This window comes from Rheinheimera riviphila (assembly GCF_004005945.1).
GTDB classification, from domain to species: domain Bacteria; phylum Pseudomonadota; class Gammaproteobacteria; order Enterobacterales; family Alteromonadaceae; genus Pararheinheimera; species Pararheinheimera riviphila.
Genome location: NZ_SACS01000001.1, coordinates 95783 through 109241, shown reverse-complemented (window position 1 = coordinate 109241; position 13459 = coordinate 95783). Strand labels below are relative to the sequence as shown.

Sequence of the window (13459 nt, the reverse complement as noted above, 5' to 3'; positions counted from 1 at the left end):
AATATACCCGTCATCCTTGAAGATTCGGGGTTGTTGGCCGCCTTCGCTCACCCCAGTCACTTAGAACTGCTAAGCTCCTGGGGATTCGTTCAGTTGCCGCCTACCCGAATCTTCAATGATTTTGGGTATAAATGTTAGTTTAACTACAAAAAACAAGATGCGTGCTACACATTTAGATTGACAGACGTCTAAAACTTTGAGCATATGAGCGTCATGAAATATAAAAATAACAATACAACCACCACGATTATTACCACCAACCCTGCGGGGTAGGAGGTCGGCGGCGTATTGTCTTGAAAAAGGCCCGTGACCTCACCAGTCACGGGCCTTTTGCGTTTCTTACAGGAGAGAACAGATGAAGGTGCTGAAGTTTGGGGGCTCGTCGTTAGCGTCAGTTGAACGATTTTTGGAAGTTGCTGGCATTGTAAAACAACAACTTAGCGCAGAACCTATTGCGCTGGTACTGTCTGCGCCGCAGGGTGTCACCAATATGTTGGTGGAACTGACCGACCTGGCTTTTCTGGGCACCGACTATTTGCCGGTGTTGCAGCAATGGCAACAACGGTTGTCTGGCCTGCAGCAACAAGCGCAAGCGCAGTTGTCAGCAGCGGCCAATCACGCTTTAAGCCAGGTGCGGGAAGCACAGTTTGCGACACTTGCGGCCCAGCTGCAGGGTGTTGCTTTATTACAGTATTGTCCGGATCACATCAAAGCCAGGATCCTCGGTTTAGGTGAGCAGTTTAGTGTCGCGCTGATGACTGGATTGCTGCAAGGGCTGCATATTCAGACGGCGGCACTGGACTCAGTACAGTGTGTGAAAAGTCAGGGCGACTTTTTAAACGCGGTGGCAGATATACCGGCCTCTGAAACAGCGTTGGCAGCCGCGATCAAAGCGGTACCACAGTCAGTCCAGGTATTGGTGATGGCGGGCTTTGTTTCCAGCAACGCCAAAGGTGAATTATGCCTGCTGGGTCGCAACGGTTCGGATTATTCAGCAGCGATAGTCGCGGCTAGTCTACGCGCTAGCGTTTGTGAAATTTGGACCGATGTCGATGGTGTGTATAGCGCCGATCCACGGCAGGTGAAACAAGCGCAGTTGATTGACCATTTGTCGTACGACGAAGCGATGGAGCTGTCGTATTTTGGAGCCAAAGTATTGCATCCAAAAACCATCGGCCCGTTAGCGCGTTACCAAATTCCTTGTTATATCAAAAACACCTTAAACCCGGCGGCGCCAGGCACCTGTATTGATGCCAATAACAACGGTGATTCACTGGTGAAAGGCATTTCCAGTCTGGAGCATCTGGCGTTGATCACCGTATCTGGCCCTGGCCTGAAAGGCGTGGTGGGTATGGCGTCAAGGGTGTTTGCCACTATGGCGCGCGAGCAGGTGTCGGTGAGTTTAATTACCCAATCCTCCAGTGAATTCAGCATTAGCTTTTGTGTGGCGCAGCTGGATTTAGGCGTGGCGAAACAAGCGCTGGAAACCGAGTTCGAGCTGGAGCTGCAAGGCAAGTTGTTACGGCCGTTGTCCATTCAGTCGGATATGGCAATTGTCAGTCTGGTCGGCGATGGCATGCGCCAGCACCGTGGCGTGGCCGCGAAGTTTTTTGCTTCGTTATCACAAGCCCGGGTCAATGTAGTGGCGATTGCGCAGGATTCGTCTGAGCGTTCTATTTCCGCAGTGGTCGAGCAAAAAGCCTGTCGTAATGCAGTGAAAGTTTGTCATGAAAACTTTTTCAGCCATGTGCCAAGTATCGACGTGTTTTTGGTCGGTTGTGGCGTGGTCGGTAGCGAATTACTGGCGCAGTTTCAGCGCCAGCAGCAGTTCTTAAAACAACGCAACGTGCGGTTGACGGTGTACGGTATCGCCAATTCCAAAGCATTGCTCTTAGATGGTCAGGGCATCGATTTAAGCAACTGGCAGCAGCGCATCACTGATCAAAAAGCCCAGTTTAGCCTGGCGGCGCTGACGCAGTTTGTGCAAGACCATCACCTAACCAACCCGGTGCTGATCGATTGCACCAGCGCTGAGCCAGTGGCGATGCAATATGCTAACTTCTTAGCTGCTGGTTTCCATGTGGTGACGCCCAACAAAAAAGCCAATACCGCGAGTCTGGAGTACTACCGCGAACTGCGGAGCGTGGCGCAGAAAAACCGTCGCCGTTTCCTGTACGAAACCACTGTTGGCGCCGGTTTGCCGGTGATCGATACCTTGCAGGGACTGCTCAATGCCGGTGATGAATTGATGGCGTTTGAAGGTATTTTATCTGGTTCGTTATCTTATATGTTTGGTGAGCTGGAGCAGGGCGTCAAACTGTCTGATGTCACCGCCAAAGCCAAGGCGCTGGGTTTTACCGAACCTGATCCACGTGATGATTTATCCGGCATGGACGTTGCGCGTAAGTTGTTGATTTTAGCCCGTGAAGCCGGCATGCAACTGGATTTAACTGATGTAACGGTCGAATCCGTGTTACCGACAGATTTTGCGCCGGGCAGCAATGTCAGCGATTTTATGCAACAGCTGCCAGAGCTCGACAGCTGGTTTGCCGACAAAGTGGCGGCAGCAGCGGCACAAGGTAAGGTGCTGCGTTACATCGGTGAAATTGAGCAAGGCAAATGCAAGGTGTCAGTCAAAGCGCTGGATAGCAATCATCCACTGGCCAAAGTCAAAGATGGCGAAAATGCGCTGGCCATTCACACCCGCTATTACCAGCCGATCCCGTTTGTACTGCGTGGTTATGGCGCCGGTGCTGCGGTGACGGCGGCTGGGGTGTTTGGTGATGTGATGCGAACCCTTGGCTGGCAGCAGGAGATGTAACGATGAAGTCGTATTTTGCACCAGCTTCAACCGGCAATTTTTCGGTTGGGTTTGACTTACTGGGCGCTGCGTTTGCGCCAAAAAATGGTGAGTTATTGGGGGATGAGCTGGTGATTGAAGGCGAAGCGGCGGAATTATCGCTGCGCCTTTCCGGACGTTATGTGCATCAGTTGCCGGGCGATGTGACCGACAATCTGGTGATCAAATGCTTTTACGCCTTTGAACAAAAGGTCGGTAAAACGTTGCCTCGGTTAAAGCTACACCTGAAAAAGCACCTACCGGTCGGCAGTGGTTTGGGCTCCAGCGCTTGCTCGATTGTGGTGGCCTGTTATGCCTTCAACGATTATTTCGGTAAACCGTTATCGGATTTTGAGCTGCTGCAACTAACGGCTGTTTGTGAAGGTGGCGTCAGTGGCGCTGTGCATTACGACAATGTCGCGCCTTCATTATACGGTGGCTTATTGCTGATGCTGCCGGAAAGCCCGTTGTTGTGCCGGCCTTTGCCGTGGTTCCCACACTGGCAAGTAGTGCTTTGTTATCCGGGCACAGTGCTGTCGACCAAAGCGGCGCGCGAAGTGATGCCTAAAGAGCTGAGCCTGAAGCACAGCATCCGCTTTGCCAATATGCTGTCGCGGTTTGTCAGCGCTTTGTATTGCCAGGATGAAACCGAAGCTTTTGCCGCGCTGCAGGATTTGGTGGCTGAGCCAGCACGGTTGCCGCTTATTCCAGAGCTTACGGCTATTCGAGCAGCGTTGACGGCGGAAGGCATTGGCCATGTTGGTATTTCCGGTGCCGGGCCGACCTTGTTTGCGGTCTGTCAGAACGATCAACAGGCCGAATTTGCTGCCGCCTATTTCCGGCAACATTATGAAAAAAACCAGGATGCGATGACCCATATTTGCACTTTGGCCACAGTCGGTGCCCGGGTGCTCCTCGAATAAACGCCAGACTTAAATACAATTTTTGTAAGTAGTACTTAAAACAGGATTCAGTGACATGCAGTTAAGAAATATCAAAGTGCCGAGTCAGCAAGTGAGTTTTTTAGAAGCTGTACGGATTGGCCTAGGCGAGCAACAAGGGTTGTTTTTCCCGGATAGCTGGCCAAAGCTCGAAGTCGAAACTCTATTGGCGCAGCCTTTTGCCAAACGTAGCGCCGCTATTTTACAGGCGCTGATTGGTGATGAATTGCCGGAAGCGGAATTATCAGCCTTGGTGGCTGAAGCTTTTGCTTTTGGTGCGCCTTTAGCAGCGGTGACTGAAGATGTGGCTTGTCTGGAGCTGTTCCATGGCCCGACTTTAGCCTTTAAAGATTTTGGTGGTCGTTTTATGGCGCGCGCGTTGATGGCGTCACAGCAGCGCTCTGGCGTGACCAATACCACCATTGTTACCGCAACCTCTGGTGACACTGGTGCCGCCGTAGCGCATGCGTTCTACCAGCGTCCTGGCGCTGAAGTGGTGATTTTATTCCCGAAAGGTAAAATCAGCGTGCTGCAGGAAAAACTGTTCACCACTTTGGGTAAAAACATTCATACGCTGGCGGTTGATGGCGATTTTGACCAGTGTCAGGCTTTAGTCAAAGAAGTGTTTAATGACCGCGATTTAGTCAAACGCCTGAATATCAACTCAGCGAACTCAATTAATATCAGTCGTTTATTTGCGCAAATTTGTTATTACTTTGAAGCTGTGGCGCAGGTGCCTGCTGACAAACGCCACAATATTGTGATTTCAGTGCCAAGTGGCAACTTTGGTAACGTCACCGCGGGCCTGATTGCCAAGGTGCTCGGTTTGCCGATTAAACGGATGATTGCCGCCACCAATGCCAATGATACGGTGCCGCGTTATTGGCAAAGTGGCGACTGGCAGGTCAAGCCGACCGTCGCGACTTTATCCAACGCGATGGACGTCAGTGCGCCAAACAATTGGCCGCGGGTGGAAGATTTGCTGGCACAAGGTGTCATTCAGCGCAGTGATTTGGTGACGACCATGGTCGATGAAGAAGACACTCAACTGGCGATGCGCCAGCTTGCCCAGCTGGGTTATTTAAGCGAGCCACACGCTGCAGTTGCCTACCGTGCATTAAAGCGTGAGCTGCAACCTGATGAATTTGGTATCTTTTTAGGCACCGCCCATCCGGCAAAATTTAAAGAGCAGGTTGAGAATATTCTCGGGAATCCAATTGCATTACCGCCTGCGCTGGCCGCTGTTGCCGGTGAGGCAAGTTTAGCTGTTGATATGGCTGCGGATTTTGTAGAATTGCGCAAAGTTCTGTTGTCGCTGGAAAAGTAGTTGTTGGTTACTTGCAGCGATAGCTTCAGATAACTAGAGCGTGTTGACCATTGGTGGATAGTTTTGCAGCAGTTTGGCTGGCTTTTATGCAAGGCATCGCCCGCGATATGTAGTTGTTCTACATGAGCGGGCGATAACGCCGCAGAAAGGTCAGCCAAGCGCTGCCCGAAGGGTTCAAACGGGAGCCGCGTACTTCGCGGTGCCTGTGGTGGACAGGCGGTTCTCGGTTGAACAAAATTCATACACCAAAGGTCAACACGCTCTAGGGTTACCCGACTCTCGCTCAAGGAATTCGATAGTGCATCTAAGTTGGCATGATGTGATTGGGGCTGAGAAATCTCAGCCTTATTTTCAGCAAACCATTGACGCAGTAAAGCAAGCGCGCGCTGCCGGTGAAGTGATTTACCCGCCGGAAGCTGACGTGTTTTCAGCCTTTAAACTGACCGATTTTGCCAATCTGAAAGTGGTGATTATTGGCCAGGACCCGTATCACGGGCCAAATCAGGCGCATGGTTTATCCTTTTCGGTGCGTCCCGGCGTCGCCATTCCGCCTTCGCTGCGTAACATGTACAAAGAGCTGGCGTTGGAGTCTCCGGATTTTCAGATGCCCAAACATGGTTGTCTGGAAAGTTGGGCGACGCAAGGTGTGTTGCTGCTCAATACCGTGCTGACCGTTATCGCGAATCAGCCGAATTCGCACCGGCATTTAGGCTGGGAGCAATTTACCGATAACGTTATTCGTGCGATCAGCGATAAGTCTGAACCGGTGGTGTTTTTGCTCTGGGGTTCACACGCCATCAAAAAACAAAAACTGATTGATGGTCGCAAACACCATATCCTGACTGCGCCGCATCCGTCGCCCTTGTCGGCCCATCGGGGCTTTTTGGGTTGTGGCCATTTTGCCGCGGCCAATCAGTGGTTAGTTGCGCAGGGAAAAGTAGCGATACAGTGGCAGGTATAGTGGTCATCGCAGTCCACTTCATTGTGGATAGGTGAGAACGCCAACCTGTTGGCAGTAACGAATCATCATAGATAATGACCGCAGCCTTTGAGCTGCAGTCATTATGGTGCGGTTCGCTGAATGCTAAAAACAAAAAAGCCCACCGGAATCGGGAGGGCTTTAAGGGGTCACATCAGCTGTTCAATCAGGTCGTCGTCGAAACTAAAGTCTATGTCTTCCAGCTCTTTGCGTAATCTCTGCCGTTCTTTGACGGCCTCGATTTCGCGCCATTTGCGCTTCACCGCTCGACTGCTTTTCGCGGCTGGACGCTCCAACATGTTCAGTAAGTCCTCAAAGCTTTCCATACTGCACCTCGCTGAGTTGTTGTTATTATCGCCAAAATTGATATCACACTTTGTGACAAATTAAAATAGTCAGATGACAGAAAAATGAATTCAAAATGAACAATTGGCGATCAATGTCGGCTAGGGAGTACCTGAAACGGTGGTTTTTTACCGAGAGCTTGTGATACGAACCTGAATTTACAGCATAAAAAAAGGCCACATCGACGTGGCCTTCGTTGAATACAACCGGATTGAGAGATTACTGCTGAAACAGCTTAATCAATCGCTCGGTCGATGCATCAAAGGGATGTGTTTTCTGCCCCGACAGCACCTGATAAATCGGTGTCGACAGTTGTTTACCAAGCTCGACGCCCCATTGGTCAAAGGAATTGATATTCCAAAGCACCCCTTGCACAAACACTTTATGCTCGTACAACGCCAATAACGCGCCTAAATAAAATGGCGACAGTTCAGGCAACAACAAAGTATTGCTTGGTTTATTGCCTGGCGATACTTTATGCGGCGCAAGTTCTGCAGCCTGCGCCGCTGTGCCGCCGGCAGCCAAAACTTCATTGGTGGCTTCGTCCAGCGTTTTCCCTTGCATCAATGCTTGCGTCTGGGCAAAACAATGGGCGGCTAAGCGGTGGTGATGATCCTGCAGATCATGGGCTGGTTTCACCGGCAGGATAAAATCAGCAGGCACCGCTAACGCACTTTGATGTAATAACTGATGGTAAGCATGTTGGCCGTTGGTCCCAGCATCGCCCCAGATCACCGGCGCCGTGGCCGCAGTTAAAGTGTCCCCTGCGATATCAACGCCTTTGCCGTTACTTTCCATATCCAGCTGCTGCACATAAGAAGGCAACAAACGCAGATAGTGGCTGTACGGTAACAATGCCTGGGTCTGACAACCTAAACCATTGATATACCAGACGCCCAGTAAAGCCAAAATCACCGGCATATTTTCAGCAAGCGGAGCCTGCTGGAAATGTTGATCCATGGCATGCGCGCCAGCGAGTAGCTGATTAAATTGCACGGTGCCAAGCATCAGACACAGTGGTAAACCAATGGCTGACCATAACGAATAACGGCCACCGACCCAATCCCACATCGGCAGAATATGGTCGCTTTCGATACCAAATTCAGCAGCGGCTTTGATATTCGACGAGGTCGCCCAAAAATGCCGGGCAATGGCGGCTTGATCGGCGCCGTTGTCGGTGAACCACTGTCGAATAGCCAGCGCGTTTTGTTTGGTTTCTTCAGTACCAAAAGACTTTGACGCCACAAACACCAGCGTTGTTGCTGGGTCCAGACCTTTCACCACATCACTGACCACAGCACCGTCAATATTGCCGGCAAAATGAATTTGCAGCGGGCTGATGTTGTAAGGCGTTAAGGCTTCAACCGCCATCTGCGGGCCCAATAACGAGCCTCCAATGCCAATCCAGATTAAATCGGTGATGGGCTCGCCGGTGTAACCGGAATATTGCAGACTGTTCAGTTGCTCGACTAATGCAAACATCTGCGCATGGCAGGCACTGATTTCGGCGCTGATATCGGCATCATCTAACGTCAGATTGGCCGACAACGGCGCGCGCAGGGCGGTGTGCCAGACACTGCGTTGCTCGGAGCTGTTGATTTTATCACCGGCAAACATCTGTGCCCGTTTGCTCGTTAATTCACTTTGTTGCGCCATGCCAAGCAAATGTTGCCAGATGGCGTCGTTAATCAGGTTTTTAGAATAATCCAGTTCAATACCACAGGCGTTCAGCGCATAACGCGTCGCGCGCTCAGGATCCGCAGCAAATTCCTGCCGCAGGTTTAATGGTTGTTTCGCAAGTTGCGCCAAATCGCGCCAAACTGCAGACGGCATTCTAAACTCCTTGTGCGTGATGTGGGGTGTGTCGGGCCTGGATCATTGCAGCGCCAGACTAATCACCTGTTCCAGTTTACGTTGGTCGATGGCAAATTTACGGATGCCTTCTGCCAGCTTTTCAGTCGCCATCGCATCTTCGTTCAGTGCCCAGCGGAATTCGGTTTCGGTCAAACTGGCCGGTTTTGCGGTGGTCGCGCCAGTGTCTTTGAGGTACACCGTCAATTCACCCCTTTGTTTATCCAGCTCGTCCAGCAATGGCGGTGCGATGGTTAAACGGTCACATCCAGCCAGCGCCAGTACTTCACCGATATTGCGGAAACTCGCGCCCATCACGATAGTGCTGTGGCCATGTTGTTTGAAATAACGGTAAATTTCCCGGACTGAAATGACGCCAGGGTCAGTTTCAGCATCGTAACTTTGGCCGGTGCTGGCTTTGTACCAGTCCAGAATACGGCCCACAAATGGTGAAATCAGGAACACACCAGCTTCGGCGCAGGCGCGAGCCTGACACATATGGAATAACAAGGTTAGGTTACATTGAATGCCCTGTTGCTCCAGCACACGGGCTGCTTGAATGCCTTCCCAGGTGGAGGCAATTTTGATCAGAATTTTATCTTTGCCAACGCCATTTTCCTGATAAAGCGCAACCAGCTGCAGCGCTTTGGCAATAGTGGCCTCGGTATCAAAGCTTAAACGGGCATCAACTTCAGTTGAAACACGACCCGGCACCAGTTTGCTGATGGCCGTGCCGACATCAACCGCGAATTTATCTGAAGCCAGACTCAGTTGTGCGGTCTGAACCGTTGCCTTGGCTTTGGCGTATGCTGCAGCCTGTGCCAACAAAGGCTTGGCGAACTCCAACTGACTGGCATTGAGTAATAAAGAAGGGTTGGTTGTCGCGTCAACCGGCCGGAATTGTTCGATGGCGTTTAAATCACCGCTGTCGACGACGACGGTCGTCACCGCTTTTAGTTGGGCTAATAATGTGCTCATATTGTTTAATTACCATTTATTGGTCAGCTAAATGCTGAAATTGCTTTCGATTCTATTTATTTGTAGGAATATTACAACAAATAATGCGGGTAAATGTTGAATTCCTGCCAAACAGTTGCTCAATTTTTATCGTGTTACTATAGTAGTTTTATCACTTTTACGTGATGCCAGCCTGACACCGTCCACCTGATATTCTGATTTGTTAAGGCCGTAATGACGTTGACGCCGAAATTCTACAAAAACAAAAAAGTCCTGGTCGTCGATGACTGTGATCCTGTCCGCGCGTCAATCAAAAGCATGCTACAAAAAATAGGTTTCGAACATATTGCAGCTGTGTCCGACGCCAATGCCGCTATCGCCAATTGTACCGAAGTTGAATATGACTTTATCCTGTCCGATTTTAGTCTCGGCGAAGGTAAAGACGGTTATCAGTTATTTGAAGCACTGCGTCATTTGAGTTTATTAAAAAGCTCATGTTGTTATTTGATTATCAGCGCCGAAAGCCAGCGGCAGATAGTGCACGGCGTGGTGGAACTGCAACCTGACAGCTATTTACTGAAACCTTTTACCTTTATTCAGCTGGAAAAGCGCCTGTTGCGTGCCTTGCAGATTAAGACATCCTTGGCCAAAGCCTATGATGAAATTCATCAGGGGTTGTTTGTCGAAGCCGCCAACTCCTGTGAAACCGTGATTAAATCTGACCCCGATTTTGCCATTTTTGCGGTCCGTCTCAAAGGAGAATTATTGCTGCAAATGGAACATTTTCAGGCCGCCGAGCAACTTTATGGCCATATTCTGACCCGCCGTGATTATGCCTGGGCTCGTTTAGGCCTGGCGATTGCGCGTTTTTGTCAGCAGCGCTGGCTGGAAGCGGAGTTTGAACTGCGTGAATTGTCGCGGATGGACGAAACCAAAGTTGAAGCGCTGGATTGGTTAGCGCGGTTATTTATCAAACGGCAGTTGCTCAAAGACGCTTATGAAACCTTAAGTGAAGTCACCAAATTATCGCCCAAAAACTATCAGCGGCAAAAAGCACTGGCCAATCTGGCGGAAATTAACGGTTTAAAAGAAGACACGGTGAAGGTGTATGCAAGGTTGCTCAATGCCGCACGTTATTCCATTTACGACACGCCGGACAATTTCCTGAATTATGTGCGGGCGATTATCGAGCAGGCCAAAGACGTGAACAAACTGGAACAGGCCAGGTTGCTGAAAAAGGCCGATGAAATTTTGGGCAATATCTGCAAAAGATTCTCACTCGAAACCTATATTCATGAAGAGCTGGCAGTGCGGGCGCGCATTCATATGCTCAAAGGCAATATCGACGAGGCCCGCGAGTTGCTGGTCAAAAGTGATGTGGCTGAAGGCGGCCGGACTTTGTCGGTCGAAGCATGCCTGGACAAAGCCAAGGCCTATTTTGAAGCCGGTAATTTGTCCCGTTCCGATGAATATATGGAAAAACTCAGTGAAGTGGTCAATCACGAAGATTTATTGGCCAATACGCTGACGGTGCTGATTCAGCAAGAACATAAACAACATGACAATTTACGTGAAGAAATTAAAACTCTGAACAATGATGGCCTCGATGCTTACCAGAATGGTTATTTCGGCCGGGCGTTGGAGTTTTTTAATAAAGCCTTTGACTATATGCCTTACAACCCAAGTCTGGCGCTGAATCTGCTGCAAACCATCAGTAAAATTGGTGGCGTAAATAAAGACAGCGCTCGCCTCGCACGCCGTTGTGTGGTGATCCTCGAACAAAGTGAGTTGTCGGATGTAAATCAACGCCGGTTTCAGGCGGTGATGAAAGAGCTGAACTCGTTGTTGCAACTGGCCTGAGCGAGCGCAAACTGGCCTGAACCGGCATAAATTTGCTATAGTGCCGGCTTTTCGCGGTTTCTAAGCTTCGCGGTTTTTAAGCTTCGCACTTTCTCAGCAAAGGCTCACATCGATGTTAATGGTTGTATCTCCGGCAAAAGATTTAGATTATCAGACTCCCGCCCCCGCTGTTTTGGCGACGCAACCGACCTTGCTGGCACATAGCAGTGAATTGATCAAAGTTTGTCGCAAACTCAAGCCATTACAACTCTCTGAACTGATGCATATCAGCGACAAACTGGCGGGTTTGAATGCTGCCCGATTTACCGAATGGCAATTGCCCTTTACCGCTGAAAACGCCAAACCAGCGTTGTTTGCTTTTAACGGTGATGTGTATCAAGGCTTGGACGCCGCCACTTTAACTGCCGACCAGCTGCAGTATGCCCAGCAAAAACTGCGCATTTTAAGTGGCCTGTACGGTGTATTAAAACCATTAGATTTGATGCAACCGTATCGGCTGGAAATGGGTACTTCGCTTGCCAATAAACGCGGCCAGAACCTGTACCAGTTTTGGGGCGATATCGTCACCAACGAGCTTAATCAGCAGCTGGAGCAATTAAACGCGCCACTGCTGTTGGATTTAGCGTCGCAGGAATACTTTAAAGTGGTACGGCCAAAACTGCTGGCACGGCCGGTGGTGAAGGTGCAATTTCGCGATTTTAAAAACGGAGATTATAAAATTATCAGCTTTTTCGCCAAAAAAGCCCGCGGCTTGATGGCACGGTATGTCATCACTGAGCAGATCGATCAGCCATCAGGGCTGAAAGATTTTAACCTGGGTGGTTATCAGTTTAATGCCGCAGCATCATCAGATAGCGAACTGGTATTTTTGCGCCGTTTGGCGGATGCGTAACCAACAGCAGTAACCCAAAACTCCCAATCAAAACGCTTAATGCTTGCAGCCGCAAAATTGCGGCTGCGCTTTTACAGCCAGTTTTGCTAAAATACTGGCCTGACCTTCTCTGAGAATCCAGCATGAAATTTCCCGGCCGCCGTAAACTGAAGCACTATTTCCCGGTTTCCCAACCAAAACTACAACTCCCAAGCTTCGAAGTGCGGCCAGAACTGGACACTTATGTGGTGGGTTTAGATCAAACCATCGTTGATGTGATCGCCAATGTCTCGGACGAGTTTTTAGAAAAGTACAAGATTGGCAAGGGTTTATCTAACTTAGTTGAACACGGTAAGGCCGATCAGATTTATCAGGAACTGGTGCAAAACGGCGCTATTTCTGACCATTTCGCCGGTGGCACCATCGGCAATACCATTCACAACTATTCGGTGCTTGCTGACGATAAATCGGTGTTGCTGGGCGTGATGTCGGCCAGTATTGCGCTGGGTAGTCCGGCTTATCATTATTTATGTCACACCAGCTCGAAAGTCGATATGAACCATTTGCAAGGGGTGCACGGCGATGTTGGCCGTGGCATCACCATGATTACGCCGGACGGTGAACGGACTTTTGTGATTGATCCGGGTGAAATGGATGCGCTGACGCCGGCTTATATTCCGGAAGATATTATCGCCAAAGCAGCAGCGGTAGTGGTCAGTGCTTATCCACTGCGCGCCAGCGGCCAGCCGATCCAACAAGCGATGCAACGATTGCTGGAAGTGGCCAAAAAGCACGGGGTACCAGTGGTGATGAGCCTTGGCACCAAACATCTGGTGGAAGAACATCGTGAGCTGATTCTGGCCACGGTGCGTGAATATGTTGATGTGCTGGCGATGAACGAGCTGGAAGCTGAAGCTTTAACTGGTTTTGCTGACCCATTGCAGGCCGCTGAAGCCGTGCTGGAACTGACCGATATGGTGTTGGTGACGGCCGGTCCTGAAGGTTTGTATTTGTGTGGGTACACCGATGAACCAGGCAAACGCGAAACCACCAATCCGATTAAATCCGGCACCATCGCCGACTATAACCAATTTGAATTCAGCCGCCCGGTGCAAAAACAGCACTGCAAAAACCCAGTGAAAGTGTATTCGCATATCGACCCCTATTTAGGTGGGCCGGAGCGGATTAAAAATACCAATGGTGCTGGAGATGGCGCTTTAGCGGCCATTTTGCACGATATTGCCGCCAATTATTACCATCGGCATGCGCTGCCGCTGTCGAGTAAACATGAACTGCCGTATTTAGCTTATTCATCTTTTGCCCAAATTTGTAAATACGCCAACCGGGTCAGCTACGCCATTCTGGTGCAAAACGCGCCACGCTTGTCCCGCGGCTTGCCGGAAAAAGAAGATAGTTTAGAAGAAGCTTATTGGGAAAGGTAATTCTCTTCTTTATAATTAAATCAGATAGTTAAGTTAAAGCCCCCAAA

Annotated in this window: 10 protein-coding genes; 7 read left to right on the top strand and 3 right to left on the bottom strand. The window is 50.0% G+C overall.

Going from position 1 to position 13459, the window contains the following annotated elements; all coding sequences use genetic code 11:
• Positions 1-355 precede the first annotated feature (355 nt).
• From thrA to ung, 4 genes are all read left to right on the top strand, one after another.
• Positions 356-2821 (top strand): bifunctional aspartate kinase/homoserine dehydrogenase I, encoded by a 2466-nt coding sequence (gene thrA / locus EOE67_RS00445; RefSeq protein WP_127697100.1) that lies wholly within the window; start codon positions 356-358, stop codon positions 2819-2821.
• A 2-nt stretch (positions 2822-2823) separates the two neighbouring features.
• On the top strand, positions 2824-3762 hold the full coding sequence (gene thrB / locus EOE67_RS00440) for a homoserine kinase (RefSeq protein WP_127697099.1): 939 nt from the start codon (positions 2824-2826) through the stop codon (positions 3760-3762).
• Positions 3763-3817: 55 nt separating this feature from the next.
• A complete protein-coding gene (gene thrC, locus EOE67_RS00435) occupies positions 3818-5107 on the top strand; it encodes a threonine synthase (protein WP_127697098.1) in 1290 nt (429 codons plus the stop codon).
• A 298-nt stretch (positions 5108-5405) separates the two neighbouring features.
• A complete protein-coding gene (gene ung / locus EOE67_RS00430) occupies positions 5406-6068 on the top strand; it encodes a uracil-DNA glycosylase (RefSeq protein WP_127697097.1) in 663 nt (220 codons plus the stop codon).
• 167 nt (positions 6069-6235) lie between these two features.
• Here the strand turns inward: ung and EOE67_RS00425 are convergent, their stop codons facing one another.
• The 3 genes from EOE67_RS00425 to tal form a co-directional block, all read right to left on the bottom strand.
• Positions 6236-6412: a DUF3545 family protein gene (locus EOE67_RS00425; protein ID WP_082971827.1), complete on the bottom strand. Its 177-nt coding sequence runs from the start codon at positions 6410-6412 to the stop codon at positions 6236-6238.
• A 238-nt stretch (positions 6413-6650) separates the two neighbouring features.
• The gene (pgi, locus tag EOE67_RS00420; protein ID WP_127697096.1) at positions 6651-8264 is read right to left on the bottom strand and encodes a glucose-6-phosphate isomerase; all 1614 of its coding nucleotides are present in this window, start codon (positions 8262-8264) and stop codon (positions 6651-6653) included.
• 42 nt (positions 8265-8306) lie between these two features.
• On the bottom strand, positions 8307-9260 hold the full coding sequence (gene tal, locus EOE67_RS00415; RefSeq protein WP_127697095.1) for a transaldolase: 954 nt from the start codon (positions 9258-9260) through the stop codon (positions 8307-8309).
• Between the two features lie 213 nt (positions 9261-9473).
• On the opposite strand from tal, the gene EOE67_RS00410 reads away from it, so the two are divergent.
• The 3 genes from EOE67_RS00410 to EOE67_RS00400 all read left to right on the top strand — a co-directional run bounded on the left by EOE67_RS00410 (position 9474) and on the right by EOE67_RS00400 (position 13412).
• Positions 9474-11099, top strand: coding sequence for a response regulator (locus EOE67_RS00410; RefSeq protein ID WP_127697094.1), 1626 nt, complete (start codon positions 9474-9476; stop codon positions 11097-11099).
• A 112-nt stretch (positions 11100-11211) separates the two neighbouring features.
• On the top strand, positions 11212-11991 hold the full coding sequence (gene yaaA / locus EOE67_RS00405) for a peroxide stress protein YaaA (protein WP_127697093.1): 780 nt from the start codon (positions 11212-11214) through the stop codon (positions 11989-11991).
• A 122-nt stretch (positions 11992-12113) separates the two neighbouring features.
• Positions 12114-13412: an inosine/guanosine kinase gene (locus tag EOE67_RS00400; protein WP_127697092.1), complete on the top strand. Its 1299-nt coding sequence runs from the start codon at positions 12114-12116 to the stop codon at positions 13410-13412.
• Positions 13413-13459 lie beyond the last annotated feature (47 nt).

What these genes read in the sequence shown, in the direction of transcription:
- thrA (WP_127697100.1), top strand. Translation starts at nt 356, where the DNA reads ATGAAGGTGCTGAAGTTTGGGGGCTCGTCGTTAGCGTCAGTTGAACGA.
- thrB (WP_127697099.1), top strand. Translation starts at nt 2,824, where the DNA reads ATGAAGTCGTATTTTGCACCAGCTTCAACCGGCAATTTTTCGGTTGGG.
- EOE67_RS00410 (WP_127697094.1), top strand. Translation starts at nt 9,474, where the DNA reads ATGACGTTGACGCCGAAATTCTACAAAAACAAAAAAGTCCTGGTCGTC.
- thrC (WP_127697098.1), top strand. Translation starts at nt 3,818, where the DNA reads ATGCAGTTAAGAAATATCAAAGTGCCGAGTCAGCAAGTGAGTTTTTTA.
- yaaA (WP_127697093.1), top strand. Translation starts at nt 11,212, where the DNA reads ATGTTAATGGTTGTATCTCCGGCAAAAGATTTAGATTATCAGACTCCC.
- tal (WP_127697095.1), bottom strand. Translation starts at nt 9,260, where the DNA reads ATGAGCACATTATTAGCCCAACTAAAAGCGGTGACGACCGTCGTCGTC.
- pgi (WP_127697096.1), bottom strand. Translation starts at nt 8,264, where the DNA reads ATGCCGTCTGCAGTTTGGCGCGATTTGGCGCAACTTGCGAAACAACCA.
- EOE67_RS00425 (WP_082971827.1), bottom strand. Translation starts at nt 6,412, where the DNA reads ATGGAAAGCTTTGAGGACTTACTGAACATGTTGGAGCGTCCAGCCGCG.
- EOE67_RS00400 (WP_127697092.1), top strand. Translation starts at nt 12,114, where the DNA reads ATGAAATTTCCCGGCCGCCGTAAACTGAAGCACTATTTCCCGGTTTCC.